Source organism: Kitasatospora sp. NPDC038210, from assembly GCF_055600605.1.
In genome coordinates this window covers 288,667-308,150 of record NZ_JBVJYK010000008.1, presented here as the reverse complement: position 1 = coordinate 308,150, position 19,484 = coordinate 288,667, and the positions used below count along the sequence as shown (strand labels likewise).

General features: G+C 74.0%; 16 protein-coding genes. 5 read left to right on the top strand and 11 right to left on the bottom strand.

Annotation, left to right across the window (positions count from 1 at the left end; genetic code table 11):
* The first annotated feature begins 133 nt into the window (after positions 1 to 133).
* The 3 genes from ettA (at position 134) to ACZ7KX_RS19350 (ending at position 3,111) form a co-directional block, all read left to right on the top strand.
* Positions 134 to 1,798: an energy-dependent translational throttle protein EttA gene (gene ettA / locus ACZ7KX_RS19360; protein ID WP_396551525.1), complete on the top strand. Its 1,665-nt coding sequence runs from the start codon at positions 134 to 136 to the stop codon at positions 1,796 to 1,798.
* A gap of 125 nt (positions 1,799 to 1,923) precedes the next feature.
* Positions 1,924 to 2,388 carry an acyl-CoA thioesterase gene (locus tag ACZ7KX_RS19355; protein ID WP_470327456.1) on the top strand — a complete coding sequence of 155 codons (465 nt, stop codon included), beginning with the start codon at positions 1,924 to 1,926 and terminating at the stop codon, positions 2,386 to 2,388.
* 30 nt (positions 2,389 to 2,418) lie between these two features.
* On the top strand, positions 2,419 to 3,111 hold the full coding sequence (locus ACZ7KX_RS19350) for a DUF8185 domain-containing protein (protein ID WP_470327455.1): 693 nt from the start codon (positions 2,419 to 2,421) through the stop codon (positions 3,109 to 3,111).
* Positions 3,112 to 3,220: 109 nt separating this feature from the next.
* Here ACZ7KX_RS19350 and ACZ7KX_RS19345 read toward each other — a convergent pair whose 3' ends face one another.
* From ACZ7KX_RS19345 to ACZ7KX_RS19300, 10 genes are all read right to left on the bottom strand, one after another.
* Positions 3,221 to 3,625 (bottom strand): globin, encoded by a 405-nt coding sequence (locus ACZ7KX_RS19345; protein WP_350521491.1) that lies wholly within the window; start codon positions 3,623 to 3,625, stop codon positions 3,221 to 3,223.
* Between the two features lie 119 nt (positions 3,626 to 3,744).
* A complete protein-coding gene (locus tag ACZ7KX_RS19340; RefSeq protein ID WP_470327454.1) occupies positions 3,745 to 4,890 on the bottom strand; it encodes an ABC transporter permease in 1,146 nt (381 codons plus the stop codon).
* Positions 4,887 to 5,804: an ABC transporter ATP-binding protein gene (locus ACZ7KX_RS19335; RefSeq protein WP_350521489.1), complete on the bottom strand. Its 918-nt coding sequence runs from the start codon at positions 5,802 to 5,804 to the stop codon at positions 4,887 to 4,889. The genes ACZ7KX_RS19340 and ACZ7KX_RS19335 overlap by 4 nt, the downstream gene beginning before the upstream one ends.
* Before the next feature lie 156 nt (positions 5,805 to 5,960).
* Entirely contained in the window at positions 5,961 to 7,250 is a 1,290-nt protein-coding gene (locus tag ACZ7KX_RS19330) for an FHA domain-containing protein (protein ID WP_470327453.1), read from the bottom strand.
* Between the two features lie 73 nt (positions 7,251 to 7,323).
* The gene (locus ACZ7KX_RS19325) at positions 7,324 to 8,679 is read right to left on the bottom strand and encodes a vWA domain-containing protein (protein ID WP_470327452.1); all 1,356 of its coding nucleotides are present in this window, start codon (positions 8,677 to 8,679) and stop codon (positions 7,324 to 7,326) included.
* A gap of 116 nt (positions 8,680 to 8,795) precedes the next feature.
* The gene (locus tag ACZ7KX_RS19320; protein WP_470327451.1) at positions 8,796 to 10,121 is read right to left on the bottom strand and encodes a protein phosphatase 2C domain-containing protein; all 1,326 of its coding nucleotides are present in this window, start codon (positions 10,119 to 10,121) and stop codon (positions 8,796 to 8,798) included.
* Positions 10,122 to 10,124: 3 nt separating this feature from the next.
* Positions 10,125 to 12,665 (bottom strand): serine/threonine-protein kinase, encoded by a 2,541-nt coding sequence (locus ACZ7KX_RS19315; RefSeq protein WP_470327450.1) that lies wholly within the window; start codon positions 12,663 to 12,665, stop codon positions 10,125 to 10,127.
* Positions 12,666 to 12,670: 5 nt separating this feature from the next.
* Positions 12,671 to 14,032, bottom strand: coding sequence for a hypothetical protein (locus ACZ7KX_RS19310; protein WP_470327449.1), 1,362 nt, complete (start codon positions 14,030 to 14,032; stop codon positions 12,671 to 12,673).
* Between the two features lie 201 nt (positions 14,033 to 14,233).
* Positions 14,234 to 15,154, bottom strand: coding sequence for a glutamate ABC transporter substrate-binding protein (locus ACZ7KX_RS19305; protein WP_470327448.1), 921 nt, complete (start codon positions 15,152 to 15,154; stop codon positions 14,234 to 14,236).
* Positions 15,155 to 15,250: 96 nt separating this feature from the next.
* Positions 15,251 to 16,579 (bottom strand): hypothetical protein, encoded by a 1,329-nt coding sequence (locus ACZ7KX_RS19300; protein ID WP_470327447.1) that lies wholly within the window; start codon positions 16,577 to 16,579, stop codon positions 15,251 to 15,253.
* Between the two features lie 541 nt (positions 16,580 to 17,120).
* On the opposite strand from ACZ7KX_RS19300, the gene ACZ7KX_RS19295 reads away from it, so the two are divergent.
* Both ACZ7KX_RS19295 and ACZ7KX_RS19290 read left to right on the top strand, forming a co-directional pair.
* The gene (locus ACZ7KX_RS19295; protein WP_470327446.1) at positions 17,121 to 17,696 is read left to right on the top strand and encodes a nucleosidase; all 576 of its coding nucleotides are present in this window, start codon (positions 17,121 to 17,123) and stop codon (positions 17,694 to 17,696) included.
* A 52-nt stretch (positions 17,697 to 17,748) separates the two neighbouring features.
* Positions 17,749 to 18,378, top strand: a complete 630-nt coding sequence (locus tag ACZ7KX_RS19290; RefSeq protein ID WP_470327445.1) for a DinB family protein — start codon at positions 17,749 to 17,751, stop codon at positions 18,376 to 18,378.
* A 78-nt stretch (positions 18,379 to 18,456) separates the two neighbouring features.
* Here ACZ7KX_RS19290 and ACZ7KX_RS19285 read toward each other — a convergent pair whose 3' ends face one another.
* Entirely contained in the window at positions 18,457 to 19,431 is a 975-nt protein-coding gene (locus ACZ7KX_RS19285; protein ID WP_470327444.1) for a sigma-70 family RNA polymerase sigma factor, read from the bottom strand.
* Positions 19,432 to 19,484 lie beyond the last annotated feature (53 nt).

The window sequence follows — 19,484 nt, the reverse complement described above, 5'->3', positions numbered from 1 at the left end:
TGTGCCGACAGGGGCCGAAGACCGCCCGGGGATACCCCCGAGGGGCACCCCGGCGGTTCGGGGCCCGCGGCCGGGTGCGGCACAATGGAACGCTGCAAGCCGAATACTCCCGACGACGCCGGAGCGATCTCACGTGGCGGAATACATCTACACGATGCGCAAGGTGCGCAAGGCTCACGGAGACAAGGTCATCCTTGACGACGTGACGCTCAGCTTCCTCCCCGGAGCGAAGATCGGCGTCGTGGGCCCCAACGGTGCCGGTAAGTCCACCGTGCTGAAGATGATGGCCGGCCTGGAGCAGCCCTCCAACGGCGACGCCTTCCTGTCGCCCGGCTTCACCGTCGGCATGCTCCTCCAGGAGCCGCCGCTGGACGAGTCCAAGACCGTCCTGGAGAACGTCGAGGACGGCGTCAAGGAGATCAAGGGGAAGCTCAACCGCTTCAACGAGATCGCCGAGCTGATGGCGACCGACTACTCGGACGCGCTGCTGGACGAGATGGGCAAGCTCCAGGAGGACCTGGACCACGCCGAGGCCTGGGACCTGGACGCCCAGCTGGAGCAGGCCATGGACGCCCTGGGCTGCCCGCCCGGCGACTGGCCGGTCACCAAGCTCTCCGGTGGTGAGAAGCGCCGCGTCGCGCTCTGCAAGCTGCTGCTGGAGGCCCCCGACCTGCTGCTGCTCGACGAGCCCACCAACCACCTGGACGCCGAGTCGGTGAACTGGCTGGAGCAGCACCTGGAGAAGTACAAGGGCACCGTCGTGGCCGTCACCCACGACCGGTACTTCCTCGACAACGTCGCCGAGTGGATCCTGGAGCTCGACCGCGGCCGCGCCTACCCGTACGAGGGCAACTACTCCACGTACCTGGAGACCAAGCAGTCGCGTCTGAAGGTCGAGGGCCAGAAGGACGCGAAGCGCGCCAAGCGCCTCAAGGAGGAGCTTGAGTGGGTCCGCTCCAACGCCAAGGGCCGCCAGGCGAAGTCCAAGGCCCGTCTGGCCCGCTACGAGGAGATGGCGGCCGAGGCCGACAAGATGCGGAAGCTGGACTTCGAGGAGATCCAGATCCCGCCGGGCCCGCGTCTGGGCAGCGTCGTCATCGAGGTCGAGAAGCTCAACAAGGCCTTCGGTGAGAAGGTCCTGATCGACGACCTGAGCTTCACCCTGCCGCGCAACGGCATCGTCGGCATCATCGGCCCGAACGGCGCCGGCAAGACCACCCTGTTCAAGATGCTCCAGGACCTGGAGACCCCGGACAGCGGCACGGTCAAGGTCGGCGAGACCGTCAAGATCAGCTACGTCGACCAGAGCCGCGCCAACATCGACCCGAAGAAGACCCTCTGGGAGGTCGTCTCCGACGGTCTGGACTGGATCAACGTCGGCCAGGTCGAGATGCCGTCCCGCGCCTACGTGTCGGCCTTCGGCTTCAAGGGCCCGGACCAGCAGAAGCCGGCCGGCGTGCTCTCCGGCGGTGAGCGCAACCGCCTGAACCTGGCGCTCACCCTCAAGCAGGGCGGCAACCTGCTGCTCCTCGACGAGCCCACCAACGACCTCGACGTCGAGACGCTCTCCTCGCTGGAGAACGCCTTGCTGGAGTTCCCCGGCTGCGCCGTGGTCATCTCCCACGACCGCTGGTTCCTGGACCGAGTGGCCACCCACATCCTCGCCTACGAGGGCGAGAGCAAGTGGTTCTGGTTCGAGGGCAACTTCGAGTCCTACGAGAAGAACAAGATCGAGCGGCTCGGCGCCGACGCCGCCCGTCCGCACCGGGCCACGTACAAGAAGCTGACCCGAGGCTGACACCCAGTCGACACAACGGCCCGGCAGACTGCCCTCCGGGGCGGCCTGCCGGGCCGCGGCCCGTCGCCACCACCCGTCGCCTTCGAGGGGACGGCGGCGGGCGACCGGAACCGAGGAGAACACCCGTGGCCCGCCACATCTACGCCTGCCCACTGCGCTGGTCCGACATGGACGCCTTCGGACACGTCAACAACGTGGTCTTCCTGCGCTACCTGGAGGAGGCCCGGATCGACTTCATGTTCACCCAGGCCGCCGCGGCCGGCGCCGGGGAGTTCGCGGGCGGCTCGGTGGTGGCGCGCCACGAGATCGACTACAAGCGCCCGCTGGTGCACCGGCCGCACCCGGTCACCATCGAGACCTGGGTGACGAAGATCGGCGGCGCCTCGCTGACCGTCTCGTACGAGATCAAGGACGTCGCCGAGGACGGCACCGACGTCGTGTACGTCCGGGCGTCCACCGTGGTGGTCCCCTACGACCTGGCCGAGGGCCGGCCGCGCCGGATCTCGCCCGTGGAGCGGGAGTTCCTCGGCCGCTTCATGGACGGGGCCGCCTCCGACGAAAAGGCCGCGGCCGTTCCCGCCGCCGTCTGACCGCCACGTGATGATTCGAGCTGAGCTGCGTTGACCGTCACCGCCCGCCTCGCCCTGACCGACGCCGGGGAGGCCGCCGACCTCTCCGCCTTCCTGCTGCGCCTGCTGCGCTTCGACAAGGCGGCGGCCGTCCGCCTGCAGGCGGTGGGGCCCGGCGCCGACGACGGCGTGCTGGCGGTCTTCGGACGGCTGCCGCTGGGCGGTTCGGGCGCGCTGGCGATCCGCACCGCGCGGCTGGGCGGCCTCGACGAGGCGGTGGACCTGACCGTCTCGGCGGGGCAGCTGCTGGACGGCGTGGACGCCGAGGAGGGCACCGTCGCGCTGCCCGCGCCGGTGACCGGCCCGGCCTGGGCCGGGCTGCTGCCGCCGCGCACCGGCTGGCGGCCGGTCGGAGCCCCGCCGGTGGCCGAGGTCTACCCCGAACTCATGGCCGGGGTGGGGGAGTTCCGCGAGCGCAGCGAGGCCGTGCCGGCGCACCACCGCACCCGTGCGGTGCTGGACGCGCTGGCCGACGAGATCTGGTCCCGCCCGGTGTCCGCGCTGCCGGAGCTGCCGCTGCGGGCGGTGCACGCCGCGTACGTGATGGGCTTCCTGAAGCCCGGTGCCCCGCTGTCCGTGCACCGGGCGGGCGGCTGGCTGCGGTTGAGCGCCCCGGCGGGCTCGGTGGCGGTGCGCACCGTGGCCGCGCCGGGTGCGGGTCTCGGGCTCAGCCCGATCGGCTAGCGCGGGCCGCAGGGCTACAAGCCCGGCGGGCCATCGGGCCATCGGGCCAACGGGCCAAGCAGGCCGACAGGCCGGCGGGGCCACCAGCCCGCCGGCCCGTCGGGGTGGCTCAGCCCTCGGTGTTGATCATCGAGGCCGCGGCGTAGGCCAGGTACTCCAGCAACTGCCGCTCGTGGTCGGCCGGCAGCTCCAGGCTCGCGACGGCCGCCCGCATGTGCTTCAGCCAGGCGTCGTGAGCCGCGCGGTCGACCTTGAACGGCGCGTGCCGCATCCGCAACCGCGGGTGCCCGCGCCGGTCGCTGTAGGTGCGCGGGCCGCCCCAGTACTGCATCAGGAACAGCGCCATGCGCTCCTCGGCCGGGCCGAGGTCGTCCTCGGGGTACATCGGCCGCAACAGCTCGTCCTCGGCGATGCCCTCGTAGAACCGGTGGGCCAGACGTCGGAAGGTCGGCTCACCGCCGACCTGGTCGTAGAAGGTCTCCTCGCTCAACGTGCCTCGCCGGATCTCTCTCACCCGACCATGGTCGCAGACGCCGACGGGGTCGTACACCAGGACCAAAGGCGTGGGTCCCGGGGCGTACGACCCCGTCGGGCCCGACCGTCAGCGGTGGACGGCCGGAACGGTCGGACGCATCAGGCGTCTTCCCACTTGAAGAGCTTCCAGGCGACGCCGGTCAGCACCGCCGCGAAGAGCAGCAGTCCGCCCATGGTCGGCAGGGCGTCCATGACGCCGCCGCCGCGGGTCAGCACCGACTGGGCGGATTCGACCAGGTAGTGCAGCGGCATGACCTTGGAGACGGCCTGCAGCCAGCCCGGAGCGCCGTCCAGCGGGAAGAACGAGCCGGACAGGAACGACATCGGCAGCACGATGACCTGCGAGATGCCGTTGGCCGCCTCCTCGGTCTTGGCGACCGACCCGGCCAGCAGGCCGATCGACATGAAGGCGAGCGTCGCGCAGGCCACCAGCGGGATGATCAGCCACCAGTTCCCGGTGAGCTTGAGTCCGAAGAAGCTCGTGGCGACCACCAGGAAGACCGCGCTCTGCAGGAGCGCGGTCAGCAGCGAGACCACGACCCGCGAGCTGACGACCGTGCCCGCGCTGATCGGGGCCAGCCGCAGCCGGCGCAGCACCTTGGTCTTGCGCCAGTTGACCAGCGTCAGCGCGGCGCCGAACACCGCGCCGGTGGCGACGGCCCAGCCGAGCAGGCCGGGGGTGAGGAACTGGATCGGCTTGAGCGACTTGTCCTCGACCTGCTGGGCGTCCAGCACGTAGGCCGGGGGCTGGCCGGTGGCCGCCTGGTTGGCGCTCTGGACCACCGAGTTGAGGATGCCCTGGAGCGCGCCGGCCCGGACGGTGTCGGCGGCGCTGTAGCGCAGCTGGACCTTGCCGTCGGGGCCCTGCTCGATCATCGCGTCGAAGTCGCCCTTGCGGACCTTCTCCAGCGTGGCCGACTCGTCGTCGGTCCGGGTGATCGTGAGGACCTCGTTCAGCCCGGCCCGGGCGTCGCCCTGCATCGAGTCGAACAGCTTCACCGCGCCGACCTGCGCCACCTTGGCGTGCGGGCTGCCGGAGCCCTTGGTCACGGTGCCGAAGAAGACCAGGAACACCAGCGGGAAGAGCAGGATGAAGAAGGTCGCGGTGCGGTCGCGCTTCATGCCGAGCAGCATCGCGCGGGACAGGCTCCAGAACGCGCTGACCCGCTCCCGCTCGCCGGCGGCGGAGACCGGACCGCCCCGCTGCGCGGGGACCTTCGGTTCGGTCGGGGTGGTGGCGGTCATGCGCGGAACTCCCGTCCGGTCAGCTGGAGGAAGACGTCCTCCAGGGTGGCGCCGCGCACTTCGAGGCCGCGCAGCGCGTTCTGCTCGGCCAGGACGCTGAGCACCGGGGCCGGAAGGCGGGTGGAGACGGAGAGCGAGACGGTGTCGTCCTCCAGGTTGGCGATGTCGGCGCCGGCCGCGGTCAGCAGCTCGCGGGCGCGGTCGACCGGCAGCTGGCCGGAGGCCACGCTGATCCGGACGGTGTCGTCGATCTCGCGGATCAGCGCCGCCGGGGCACCGGTGTGCAGGATCTTCCCGTGGTCCATGATCGAGACCCGGTCGCAGAGCACCTCGGCCTCGTCCAGGTAGTGCGTGGTGAGCACGACCGTGCGGCCCTCGGCGTTGATGTCGCGCAGGAGGTCCCAGAGGTTGCGCCGGGCCTGCGGGTCCAGACCGGTGGTGGGCTCGTCCAGGAAGACGAGCTCCGGGTCGTGGGCCAGTGCGCAGGCGATGGACAGGCGCTGGGCCTGGCCGCCGGACATCTGGTCGGTCAGGGTCTCGGCCTTGTCGGCCAGACCGACCCGCTCCAGCATCGCATCGGCCCGCTTGGGGCCGACCCCGTAGAACGACGCGAAGGTGCGGATGGTCTCCCGGGCCGTCAGTTTGCGGAAGAAGGCGGAGGCCTGGAACTGCACGCCGATGCGCGGCAGCAGTTTCGGATTGCGCGGCCAGGGAGCCATCCCCAGCAGCTCGACCCGGCCCTCGTCCGGTTCCCGGACGCCTTCCAGGATCTCCATGGTGGTGGTCTTCCCGGCGCCGTTGGGGCCCAGGATCCCGTAGAACTCGCCGGCCTCGACGGTGAAGGAAACCCCGTCGACGGCCTGCACATCCCCGTACCGCTGACGGATGCCGTCGGCGGATATAGCTGCAGTCATGTGCCCTGAGAATAGGGGTTCCGGAGAGCCCTGTGCACACCGGGGAGCGGGATTTGCGGATCCTTTGAGGAACGGGGAACGACGGCCGGGCCGGGCGGAAAGTCGAATTCCGCCCGGCCCGGCCGGAGTTGTCGCTGACGGTCCCTCAGGGAGGCGTCAGGCGCGGTGAACCGTGATGGTCGTCCAGGCGCCGACGTGGATCCGGTCGCCGTCGTTCAGCGGCACCGCGGTGTGCGGGGCGATCGGTTCCGCGCCGCCGTTCACCGTGGTGCCGTTGGTCGAGTCCTGGTCCACCAGGACCCAGCTGCCGTCCGCCTGTTCGGCGAGCAGCGCGTGCTGGTGCGAGGCGCCCGGGTCCTCCGGCGGCACGGACAGGTCGATCTCCGGCACGGTGCCCCGGTGCTGGCTGCGCCGGCCGATCCGCAGCTGGCCGCGGCCGGTCAGCGGGATCCGGCGCTCGGGGCAGTACGGCGGGAAGAACAGGCCGGCCGCCTCGGGGCCGCTGCGGGCCATCATGTCGGTGAAGTAGTCCCGGTCGGCCGAGACCACGGCGATCCAGGTGGTCCGCACCGGCTCGGCGGGGGCGGCCTCCTGCTGGGCCTGCTGCGGCGGGGCCAGGTGGAACGAGGTGCCGAAGTCGCCGCCGCGGTTGTTCGGGCCGGGGCCGGCCGGCTGGGCGTACACCGGGCCGGAGTCCTCGCGCACCGGGGCCTCGGGGAACGCGCCCTCCGGTGCGGGCACCTCGTGCCCGACGGCGGGCGGGTAGCCGTAGGTGTGCGGCTGCGCCGGGGCCTGCGGCTGCTGCGGGACGGGCGGGGCGACGGCGGCCTGCGGGGCGGCCGGGGGCTGCTCGTGCGGCGCCCGGCCGTACGGGTCCTGTGGCTGCTGGGGGGCGCCACCGTACGCCGCCGGGATGTTCAGCGGCGGCGGCTGGGCCGGCCCGGGCGCGGGTGCGCCGACGGCCGGGGGCTGGCGGCGCGAGGGGGTGGAGAGGTCGTAGTCGTAGCCGCACTCCTCGCAGAACCGGCCGGTCTGGGGGCTGCGGCAGATCGGGCAGACCACCAGGCCCTCGGTGAGGCCCTGCGGCGCCGCGGGCGGCGGGACCGCCCCGGGCGGGGGGTAGGCGCCGGGAGCCGCGGGCCCGGGCGGGGGGTAGGCGCCGGGAGCCGCGGGCCCGGGCGGCGGGTAGGCACCCGGAGGCGGGTACGCCCCGGGCGGCGGGGGCACGGCCCCCGGCGGCATCGGTGGCGGGAGCGGCGGCGCACCGAAGGACGCGCCGCCGTGCTGCGGGTGCCCGGCGGGTGCGCCGGGCGCGGGGTCGGCGCCGGGCGCCCCCGGGTAGGCCCCGTGGGCGCCCGGGGTCGGGGCCGGCGGGGTCATGGGGAAGCCGCAGAAGTCGCACCAGTCCTCGGCCTGCGACTCGTGGCCCCTCGGGCAGATCGGCATCAGGTCCCCCTCGTTTCGGGCCGGCTGGGTGCGGCGTCGCGCCGGGGTGCCGGCCCGGTCACGTCTTCAGCGGTCACTTCTTCACACGTACCGTCTTGGTCGACCGGGTCTCAAGGGTCATCGAGTCGGCCTCGCTCACGTTCTTACGGAACCGAACGGTACCCTCCTTCGGGTCCACCACGTCCACCACCTTCTGCAGCAGCTTGTAGGTGCCCTCGTTCCCGGCCGCGTGTGCGATCCGGACGGCGGCGCCCAGCTTGGCGGTCGCGGTGTCGACGTCGCCCGCGCGGTGGGCCTCCAGGCCCTCCTGGATGGAGGAGGCGAGCTCTGCCTGCCCGGTGTAGTGGGCGACCTGCGGGCTGATCCGGGTGGAGGAGGCCAGGTCGTCCGTCCACACCGCCTTGACCAGGCCCTGGCTGAGCACCTCGGGGGTGCCGCCGCCGACCTGCGGGGGCAGCACCAGGCTGATCCGGGCGGCGAGCATCTCGTTGCCGATGGAGGCGGCCGGGACCTCGACGCAGACGTGGTAGTCGCGGCTCTCGTCGCCCCAGGAGCCGGTGGGGTAGTCGCCGGCCCGGGGCCCGGCCTCGGCGCGGCGGGCGGTCAGGTCCTCGACCGCGGGGGCGACCTGCTTGACGAACTTCACCGCGGCGTTGGCCGGGGTCCAGATCCGCAGCGAGACGTCGGCGACCTGCTTGCCCATCGCGCCGGTCATCATCGAGCGGAAGTCCTCGGCCAGGCCCGAGGGCTCGGCGACGATGTCGACGGTGCCGAGCAGCGCCGAGGAGATCTTGCGCAGCTCGTCGATCCGCCAGTCGGTGCCCACGCCGCGGCAGTCGGCGGTGAAGTGTCCGGTGACCCGCTCGATGTTGCGGGCCAGGTCCTCGGCCGACTCGTGCTCGTTGTTGCCGTCGGTGAGCAGGATGGCGTGCCGGATGGCGATGTCGGTGCGGGTGAGGAAGAGCTTGTCGGCCTTGGCGAGCCAGGTGCCCATGGCGGTGCCGCCGGCGGCGGTGAGGCGGCGCAGCGCCTCCTTGGCCTGCCCGCGGGTGCCGGGCGAGGCGGTGGCCAGGGTGCCGTCGCCGGGGTAGATGTCCTTGGCCTCGTGGGTGCCGGCGACCACGGCGAAGGCGGTGCCGTCGCGCAGCGCGTCGATGGCGGCGGCGGTGGCCTCCCGGGCGCCGTTGATCTTGGTCTTGGGGTAGTCCATCGAGCCCGAGCAGTCCACCAGGATCACCACGGCGGCGCCGGCCCCGGCCCCGGCCGGCCCGGCGTCGGTGATCCCGAGCGGGCGGCCGCCGGAGGTGCCGCCACCGGTCGCGGTGACGGTGACGATGGCGTTGACCTCGCGGGCGCCGTCGGCCAGGTACTCGTTCTGGAAGATCTCCACGTCGAACCTGGGCAGGTTCGGCTTAGCCAGTGTTGCCATGGGGCGGTCGGCTCCCGTCGGGTGAGGGGTGGATGCGATCAGGACGGTGGGGCGGTCCGGCGGCCGGGCCGGCGGACCGTGGCGCCGTCCTGACCGGGCGTCCGGCGGACGCCCGGTCAGGCCGTCGGCGGGTGCGGCGGTTGCGGCGGGACGGGCGGTGCCACCGGCGGCGCGACCGGCGCGGCGGGCGGTGCCGGCGGAGCGGCCGGGGGAACCGCCGGGGGTGCGGGCGGGGCCGGCGGTGCCGGGGGCAGCGGGGCGGCGGGCGAGCCGATCACCGGGATGTCCGGCAGGGTCGGCTCGTGGTCCTCGTCCTCCTCCGGTGCCGGTCGCGGCGTGATCACGGGCAGGTCCAGCGCCGTGGGGGTCTCCTCGACCTCCTCGACCCGGACGGCCGGCGGGTCGATCGGCAGCACGGCGACGGTGATGTTGTCGTGGCCGCCGGCGGCGACCGCGAACTTCACCAGGGTCTGCGCCGTCGCGAGCGGCTCGGTGCGGGCGTCCGGCCGGACGTAGTACGCCAGGTCGGTGGCCGCCTCGGCGTAGTTCCACAGGCCGTCGGTGCAGATCAGCACCACCCCGGGGACGTGCGGGGTGAAGTCGAGGGTGTGCGGCACGACCTCCTCGGCGTCGGCGCCGAGCCAGCCGGTGATGGCGTGCGCGCGCGGGTCGGCGTACGCCTCGGCCTCGCCCATCAGTCCGGCCTCGACCATCCGGGCCGCCCAGGAGTCGTCCTGGGTGAGCCGGAACGGCTCGGCTGCGGCGCGGTCGTCCGGGATCCAGTACGCCCGGGTGTCGCCGACCCAGCCGATGGTGACCCGGCCGCCCGCCGCTATCGCGCTGACGTAGGTGCAGGCGGGTGCGTTGAGGTCGGGGCGGACCGGGCCGGCGCCGTCGGTCGCCAGGTCGGCGACGGCCTTGGCGGCGTCGGCGATGGCCGTGCGCATCGCCTCGTTCGGGTCCCGGCCGGCCTCCAGCGAGGTCAGCAGCGACTCGGAGGCGGCGTCGACGGCGGTCGCCGAGGCCTCGTCCGGCCGGTCGGAGGAGGAGACGCCGTCGCACACCACGGCGACCACGACCGGCTCGCCGCCGGGCAGCGAACTCGCGGCGACGGTGAAGCTGTCCTCGTTGCGGTGGTGGCGCAGGCCGCGGTCGCTGACCCCGGCGACGCCGCCGAGGGCCTTCTCCATGTGGTCGCGCGGGCGCGGCTGGGCGCCGCCGCAGCCCTCGCAGTAGCCGTCCGCGATGACCTGCGGCTGCCCGCAGTGCACGCAGACCGGCCCGCGCTGCTGCGGTACGGCCTCACCCCGGGCGGCGGCCCAGCCCGCGGGCATCGCGCCCGGGGCCGTCCGGCCGTCCCGGTCGGCCCCGCAGGAGCCGCAGTAGGCGTCCTCCGGGTCCATCGGCTCGGAACAGCTCGGGCACTCGGTCTGCTGCGGCATCGGCTACACCCACGTCCTGGGACGGGCACGGTTGGCCCGCTCCACCATCTCGATCCTGGTCTCGGCCCGGTCGGCCAACCGGGCGAGTACCCGGTAGGACTGTTCCAGGGCGAATCGCAGTTCCCGTTCCTGTACGGGACGTCCCAGTACCTCCAGGCCGGCGGCCGGCGGGGCCCCCGCCGACCCGGCGCCGACCCAGTCGAGGGCAGCGCCGAGCACCTCGACGGAGAGCTCCTCGCGGCGGCGGTCGTCCAGCCGCAGCGCGGTCAGCTGCGCCGAGCTCGCGCCGAGGTCGGCCGCCAGCTCGTCGGTGGCGGGCCGCTCGCGCAGCCGGGCGCGGACGGCAGCGATCCGGGCGGCGGTGTACTGGCTGGAGGTGGCCGGCACCGACTCCAGGACGTGGACCGCGCCGGTCCGGTCGTCCCCGCCCAGCCGGACCCGGGCCAGCCCGAAGGCGGCGCTCAGGTAGGCGTGGTCGGTGGCCCACACCAGCCGGTAGAACTCGGCCGCGTCGCCGCCGTCGCCGAGCAGTTCGGCGCAGATGGCGAGGGCCAGCTTGGGCGCGGCCTCGCCGGGGAAGGCGTCGTAGACCGCGTCGAAGGCCTCGGCGGCGGCCCGCAGGGAGGGCTCGCCACCGTCGTCGGCGGCCCCCACCAGGGCGGTGAGGCCGCGGTACCAGACCACCCGCCAGTCGTCCGGGTGGTCCTGCTCCAGCGCGTCGAGTCGGGTCACGGCGTCGTCGTGGCGGCCGAGTTCGAGCAGGGCGCGCAGCTCGCGCAGCCGGCTCTCGACCGAGACGGCGGGGGCGCCGGCCAGGGCGACGAGCGCCTCCTCGGGGTCGGGGGAGAGCAGGGTGGCGAGGAAGCCGGCGTTGGGGTCCCCGGGGTCGACCCGGGGGATGGGCAGCGCGAGGGCGGCGGCGGCCGGGTCCAGCGAGGCCACCCGGAGCTGCCCGGCCTGCTCGGTGGGCTGCACCAGTTCGGTGTCCACGACGCGCAGTTCGGGGCCGAACAGGGTGGACAGCGCGGGGTAGGGCCGGTCGTTCTGGAGGGCCAGGATCTCCCGGAGCACGCCGGTCAGCTGGTCGGCCATCTCCTCGGCGGAGGCGAAGCGGCGGGCCGGGTCCGGGTCGGTGGCGCGGACCAGCAGGCGGTAGTACGACTCGTACCGGGCGAAGGCCTCGACGTCCTCCGGGCCGGGCAGCGAGTCGCGGAAGGTGGTGCTGTAGCCCTGGAAGTCGAAGGTGAGCACCGCGAGGGTGCGGGCCACGGTGTACAGGTCCGAGGCGGGGGAGGGGCCGTGGGTGGCGATCTCCGGCGCCTGGTAGCCGACGGTGCCGTAGATCGGGCCGTCGTGGTCGAGCCGGCAGACCGCGCCCATGTCGATGATCTTGAGCGCGTCGCCGCTCTGGATCACGTTGTCGATCTTGAAGTCGCAGTAGATCAGGCCCCGGCTGTGCAGGTACCCGAGCGCCGGCAGCGCCTCCAGCGCGTACGCGATCGCCACCTCCACCGGCAGCGGCTCGCGCCGGTTGTCCGGGGTGCGGCGCTCGTTGGCGATGTCCTTGAGCGACTTGCCGCCGACGTACTCCATGACGATGTAGCCGTCGGTGGAACCGGACCTCGGATCCGGGTGCTCGGCGAAGTTGATGATCCGGACGATGTTCGGGTGGTCCACCTCGGCCAGGAAGCGGCGCTCGGCGACGGCCGCGGCCAGCGCGTCCTCGTCGCCGGTGTTCAGCAGGCCCTTGAGGACGACCCACTTGTCGTTGACCCGGCGGTCTATCGCCAGGTAGATCCAGCCCAGGCCGCCGTGCGCCAGGCAGCCGACCACCTCGTACTGCCCGCCGACCAGGTCGCCCCGGCGCAGCTTGGGCGTGAAGGAGTACGGCGTGCCGCACTTGGTGCAGAAGCCCTCCGGGCGGCCGGGGCGGCCGTTCTTCTCCCGGCCCACCGGGGCCTCGCACTTGGCGCAGTAGCGCTTGCGCTCGGGCACCTCGGGATCGACCAGCACCGCCAGCGACGGGTCGGCCGTCGCAACCGTCGGCACGGTGACCAGACCGGCGCCCAGCCGGTTGCGGGTGCCCGCGCTGACGCTGCCGCGGGTGGAGCGCACCGAGACCGAGCGGCTGGAGCCGGTGCGGGTCGAGCGGTGCGAGCGGGAGCGGCCCGACATCGAGCGGGCCGAGCCGGTGCGGGCCGACAGCGAGCGGACCGAGCCGCTGCGGGCGGAGTCCGCGCCGACCCGCGCGGACGGGACGTAGGGCTGGGTGACGCCGGTGTCGCCGGCGGGCGGCGTGAGGCCGCACTCGTCGCAGTAGCCGTCCGCGTCGATGGTGCCCGAGCAGTCGCGCGGGCAGGGCGAGCCGGGGCCGGCGGCGTCCGGCGGCGAGGCCGCCCCCTCACCCGCCGGGACGGGCGCGGACGTTCCCGCCGGGGCGACCGTCGAGGTCCCCGCCGGGGCCAGCCCGCACTCGTCGCAGTAACCGTCGGCGTCGATGCTGCCGCTGCCGGAGCACTCCGGCCGTACGCACGTCTCGCCCATCACCCTCAGCCCCCCTGAACCTGTCCGTCGACCGGCGCCTGGCCGGTCGCTTCCTGACCCTGTGCCGCCTCGGCCTGGGCGGGCCGCAGTGACTGCTGGAACCGGGCCACCGCGGCCGCGGCCGCCCGCAGGTCGCACGGCGCGCTCCACAGCAGCCAGCGCGCCTTCTCGTACCGCTCGATCACTTCCGGGTCCTCGGAGACCCTCAGCCGGGCCGCCATCGCCTTGTAGGCGTCCAGTCGGCCGCGCAGCTCGGCCCGGACGGCCAGCGGCTGGGTCACCTCGGTGAGCGACTGCCGGGCCCGGGTCAACTCCTTGGCGGCGGAGTCCTCCAGCGTGTCCAGCAGCGGCGCCAGCCGGCCCCACTGCCCGGCCTGGCGCAGCTCCAGCGCCGCGACGATCCGCTCGCGCAGCGCCGAGGCCGGGCCGGGCACCGCCGGGACGTCGCTGGCCGCTATCTTCGCCAGCACCTCGCCGCGCGCCCGGCGGGCCTCGGCCAGGGTGGCGTCGGCCCGCTGGAGCAGGTCGCCGACGCCCTGCAGCCGCTCCTCGGCCTCGTCGCGCAGCCGCAGCAGGTCCTCCAGCTCCAGCCGGACGCCGTCCAACGCCCGCCCGGCCCGGTCGAACCGCTCGGTGTCCACCACCCCGACCGGGCCGGCGAAGGCCGACTCCTCCGGCACCGTGCCGCGCTGGGCCGGCACCCGGGCCGGGCGCCACAGCGCCAGCGGGTCCCCGTGCACCTCGGTGCGCAGCTCGACGAGGTCCTTCTCGATCGCGGCCAGGTCGTCGCCCAGCGGGTGGCTGCCGGCCCGCACGCCGAGCGAGCCGGCCAGCGTCCGCACCCGGTGGAGCTCGGCCAGCAGCAGGTCGATCCGGGCCGGCAGCGCCGACCAGACCGCGTCGGCGGCGCTGACCACCTCCAGCACGGTGGCGTACCAGGAGTTCATCCGGGCCATCAGCGCGTCCAGGCTGATCCGCTCGACCAGCTTGGCGGGCGCGCCGAGCAACTGCGGCCCGTCCGGCACCGCGCCGCCCGGGACGGTCACCGCGTCGCCGGTCAACAGCTCGCTCAGCTCGGCGAGTTCGGGTGCTCCGGGCTTGGCCTTGCGGGCCCGTACGGCGCGCGCCGAGGCCAGCGCCTCCGAGTAGCGGTCGAACAGCGCCCAGAGCAGCGGCAGGCCCTTCCCGGCGACCGACCAGCGTTCCAGGGTGCGCCCGGTCAGCTCGGCGCCGTCCAGCAGCCGCAGGCCCGGGTGGTCCTGCAGGGCGAGCAGGGCCGACTCGACCGCGTCCCGCTCCGCGCCGAGGCGCGCCAGCGCGCGGTCCACCTCCTCCCGGCTCAGTACCGGGCCAGCCGATGCCGCCACCGCGGTGTCCTTCCTTCCTCGCGCGCGATCCCGCCACGTGTGACGTGCGGTCCCGCGACAACCCCCGTGTCCACCACCGGTCTCCCCGCGGTGATCGTCCCGAACCCTAGCCGGTGACCGTTCGGGCCGGACGGGCGCGGGGCGTCAAGACGGCGTCAACGCCCCGGCCCGCCGGTCCGGCCGGTTCCCCGGTGCGGTGCCTCAGTGCGTGCCCGGCCAGTAGTGGTCGGCCTCGTTGAGCATGTACGGCTTGAGCCAGTGTTCGTACGAACGGGCCCAGTCGCCGCGCGCGTAGTAGTCGGCCAGCACCTGGTTGACCCGGGCGGTCAGGTCCGGGCTCTCCTTCAGCACGGCGACGCCGATCACCTCCGGCTGCGCCTCGCCGTCCACGATCCGCACGGTCTGGTCCTGGGCGGCCTGACCCGCCGCCAGGCCGTTGTCGGTCATGGTGGCGTCGACCTTGCCGAGCTGCATCAGTACCAGGCAGTCCAGCTGGTTCTCCACGGTGACGATCCGCCCGGCGGTCTTCTTGTCCTTGACCACGTTCAGGGCGGTGGAGCCGTCGGCGGCGCAGACCGTCCTGCCGTCGATCGCGTCGTCGATGTTCTTCGCCGGGGAGGCCTTCGGCACCAGGACGCGCTGGCTGATGTTGAAGTACGGCTTGGAGAAGGCGACGTCCTCCATCCGCTTGCAGTTGATCGTCATGGTGCGGACGATCAGGTCGACCCGGCCCTTCTTGATGGCGTCGATCCGGTCGGCGGTCGCCACCGGCTTGAGCACCACCTTGTCCGGGTCGCCCATGATGGCGGTGCCGATCGCCCGGGCGAGGTCGATGTCGAAGCCCTCGATCTGGCCGGTGTTCGGATTGCGGGCGCCCCAGCGGTAGCTGTTCTGGTCGACGCCTATGACCAGGCTGCGCTTGGCCTTGACGGCCTTCACGGCGGGGCCGTCCTCGGTGCTCGGCGGCACGCTCTTGTAGACGTCGCAGTCGGCCTGGTCCTGCTGCGCCTGTTGCCCTTGCCGGGTGGCGGTCCCGGCGGCGGTGCCGGCCGCGGCGGTCGGTGCGGCGTCGACCGGGCCGCCCCCGGCGAGCACGGCGGCCCCGGCCGCCAGCAGCGCCACGGCGGCGGCCGACCTGGTCCGTGACCACGAGCGTGACCCGGTGCGTGACCCGGTGCGTGCGGTTGTCCTGCGCATCTGTCCGTTCCCCCTTGCCGGTTACCGGTACTCGGCCAGTCGTCGGCCCAGGCCCCGCAGCGCGGCGGCCGCGGCCACCAGGCCGAGCAGCGCGGCCGCGACGGCGGCGGTGCGGAGGTCCCCGCCGGTGCCCTTCGCGGACTGCTCGAACCGGTCCTGCTCGATGTCGGCGGCCCGGGCGAGCGCCCGGTCGGTGGCGCTGAAGTAGGCGTCGGCGGTGGGCGCGCCGGCGGTGGCCGTCACGGTCGCGTCCAGGGCGCCCTGGTAGTCGGCGTCGTCGACCTCCAGCTTCCGTGCCTTGTCGTGCTGTTGGTGCCACTGGTCGAACTGCGTCACCGCGTCCCGGACGCTCTGCGCGGCGGCCGCGGGCGCGAGCCGGGCGGCCTCCGGGAGCGAGCCGACGCGCCGCTCCAGCGGGGTGTCCCCGTCCGCGACGCCGTCCAGGTGCTCGGTGGCCTTGTTCCACTGGTCGGCGTACTTGGTGGTGGAGCCGCGGGCGACGAGGTGCAGGTTCTCCGCCAGCCGGGCGGTCAGCACGTCGACCCGGGCGTAGTTGAGTGCCCGCAGCGGGGTGGCGCCCTCGCTGTCGCTGCGCTTCAGGGCCGCATCGGTGGTCAGCCCGGTGACGGTCAGCCAGAGCGCGCCGGCCAGCACGGCGGCGGTGGCGCCCAGCAGCCCGATGTTGAACACCCGGTTGGTGCGGCGGAACAGCGTCAGCTGCACCTGGACCAGCGCCGCCAGGGTCACCAGCGCCAGGCCGTACGCCCCCCACGGCACCGACTTGGCGGCGGCGTAGTCCTTCGCCAGCTCCTCGTTCTCGGCGGCGGCCAGCTCGGCGGCGGCCGGCAGCAGCACGGTCTGCATCTGTTCGGAGGCGTACCGCAGGTAGGCGCCACCGAGCGGGATGCCCTGCCGGTTGTCGGCCCGGGCGGTCTCCACCAGACCCGCGTACGACGGGAGTTGCTGGTTCAGCCGGGCGAGCGAGCCCTGCGCGGGGGAGGTCGAGGTGGTCCGGGCGGCGGCCTCGGCGACCAGCTTGGCGGCCGTGGCGAGGTCCTGCTCGTAGCGGTCCCGGACGTCCTTCGGCTCGGCGCCGGCCAGCAGGAAGCCGCTCGCCGCGGTGGTCGCGGCATCGGCCAGGTTGCGGTGGATCTCGGCGGCGTCCCGGCTGAGCGGCTGGCTGTACGAGACCACCCGGTCGGCGGCCTGCGCCCTGGTCTCCAACTGCCAGGCGGTGAGCCCGCCGAACGCCACGGTGAGCGTCGCCAGCACCACACCGGCCAGCCGGAGCCGGCCGGGCGCCGTCCGGCCGGCCTGCGCGAGGCGGGCGCGGACGCCGGTGGCGACCACCGTCCGGGGGCGCCGGGCGGGTGCTCCGCCGGGTGCCCGGCCGGGTGCCCGGCCGGGTGCACTGCCGGGGCCGGTCGCTGGGGGGCCGCCGGGACCCACGAGCACCGACGTGCCCGTCGCGGCCGGTGCCCCCGGTGGCCGGGCCGGGATCGCGGCCCCCGGTGCGCCGTTGCCTTCTGGTGTCGCCACCCGCCTCATCCTCCCCTGGAGCCGGGCCCGTTCGCCGGGGCCCGGCCGATGGCAGCAGTATGGCCGTGACTCCCCCCGGCCACACCCGACTTGCGCCGATCTTGAGCATGTCGTGCACGGTTCCCGCACGCCTCCGTAAGGCTCGGGCCCGCGGCGGCGGGCGGCCGTCGCCCGCGGTGCCGCTCGCGGTGTCGTCCGGTCGGCATTCGTGCCGTCGTCCGTACGGAGAGGTGGCGAACCCTCCGACGCCACCCGCACCCCGAGCGGTTCCCCCGACCGGGCGGAGCGCGGGGGTCCGTTCGTGGGCGCGCGCTCCCCGGTGCGGCACCCCCTCGCTCCGTACGATGGGCACATGCGCCTGCTTGGAACGATCTCGCCCGACCGCCCGCTGCTCGTCGTCGCCGTGCGCGAGGAGGCCGCCCACCTGGACGGCCGACTGCCCGTGCTGCTCACCGGGATCGGGAAGGTCAACGCCACCGCCGCCCTGGCCACCGTCCTCGCCGGGGGCGAGAAGCCCTCCGAGGTGATCAACCTCGGCACGGCCGGTGCGCTGCGTCCCGGCTGGGAAGGCACCCACCACGTGGTCCAGGTGATCCAGCACGACCTCGACACCGCAGCCCTGCAGGCGCTCACCGGGCGTCAGTACGGCGCCCCGCTGGTGATCGGCAAGGGCGACGGCCCGGTGCTCGCCACCGGCGACCTGTTCGTCTCCGACCCGGCCGCCCGTGACCGGCTCGCCGAGCACGCCGACCTGGTCGACATGGAGGGTTACGCGATCGCCACCGTCGCCCACCGGGCCGGCGTCCCGGTGCGGCTGGTCAAGCACGTCAGCGACGAGGCCGGGGCCGGAGCCGTGCACACCTGGCAGGAGTCGGTCGACGACTGTGCCCGGCACCTCGCCGACTGGTTGGCCGCGCAGGGCTGGTGACGGGAGCTCATATTCCGTTCCCCGGCGGTCGGGCGGTGGCTAGGGTGGCGCGGTGACCGACAACACCGACAACACCGCGCAGGCCGAGCCCGTCGAGCCCGCCGCGCACGCTGACCGCACCGGCGGCACCGCCGGCACCGCCGACACCGCAGGCACCGGGAACGCCGCCCCGGGCGCCGCGCCGAGCAAACTCTCCGACACCCGGCCGCCGAGCGCGAACGCGGACGAGCCGACCACGCTGCTCGCCTTCCTCGACTACCTGCGCGCGGCGGTGCTCGCCAAGGTCGACGGGCTCTCCGACGAGGACGCCCGCCGCCCCGGCGTGCCCTCCGGCACCAGCCTGCTGTGGCTGGTGCGGCACCTGACCGTGGTCGAGCACAACTGGTTCGCGTGGGCCTACCAGGGCGTCGGCGAGAAGCCCCGGGACTCCGAAGAGAACCTGCTGGACGACGTGACCGTCGCCGCCGCGGTCGCCGCGTACCGCGACGCGATCGCGCGCTCCAACGCGGTGGCGGCCGCCGCCCCGGACCTCGACCGGCCGGGCGTGCGCTCGTTGCGGCCGGACGCGGCCGAGGGGCCGTCGCTGCGGTGGGTGCTGGTCCACATGATCGAGGAGACCGGTCGGCACGCCGGGCACGCGGACATCATCCGCGAGCAGCTGGACGGCGCGGTCGGGCGCTGAGGACGCTCCGGGGGTGAACCGGGGGTGGGAGGCGGTGGCCCTCCCACCCCTTCGCCGTCCTGCTGTCTGCTCGCCGTCCTACCGCTGCTCGCCGTCCTGGCGCGCCCCGCCGTCCCGGCGGTCCTCGCCGTCCAGGCGGTCCCGGAACTGCGAGAGGTCCAGCGCGGCCAGCCGCTCGGGGTCGGTGAGCACGTCGATCGCGACGATCGCGCCGTCCGCCACGGTGAACGCCATGATCGACAGCGCCCGGCCGTTGTCGCCGATCACCACGGCGCCCGCGGTGCCGTTGACCAGCGCCGGGCGGGCGAACGGCGACAGCGTGCCCCACAGGACGGCCTGGCCTGCCACCGTGGCGGCGCCCGAGAGCACCACCGTGTGCCGGGCCATCGCCGCCCCGCCGTCCGAACGCAGCACCACGTCCGGGTCGAGCACGGCGACCAGGGCGTCGAGGTCCCCGTTGCGGGCGGCGGCGAAGAAGGCGTCCACGGCCAGCCGCTGGCGGCCGAGGTCAGGGTCGGGCACGGGCGCCTGCCCCTGCACCTTGCGGCGGGCCCGGCTGGCCAGCTGCCGGGTCGCGGCCGCCGACTTCTCGATCAGCGGGGCGATCTCGTCGAACGGCACGGAGAACAGGTCGTGCAGCACGAAGGCGACCCGCTCGGCCGGCGACAGCGACTCCATCACCACCATCATCGCCAGGCCGACCGAGTCCGCGAGCATCACCTCCTGCTCGGGGTCCACCACGCCCTCGCGCCGCAGCAGCGGGTCCGGGATGCGCGGCGGGCCCGGCTCACCGCCCGGGCCGTCGGGCTCCAGCGGCTCCTCACGGCGCTGGGCGCGGGCGCGCAGCAGGTTCAGGCACACCCGTGACACCACCGTCGTCAGCCAGCCGCCGAGATTCTCCACGCCGGCGGTGTCGGTGCGGTCGTACCGCAGCCAGGCCTCCTGCAGGGCGTCCTCGGCCTCGCTGATCGAGCCGAGCATCCGGTAGGCGACCGCGCGCAGGTGCGGGCGCTGCTCCTCGAAGAGCGCGGTCCGGGCAGATGTCTCGTCCACCGCGTCGTCCACGTGTCACATTCCTTCGTCGCCGGGGGTCAGGGCAGCAGGAG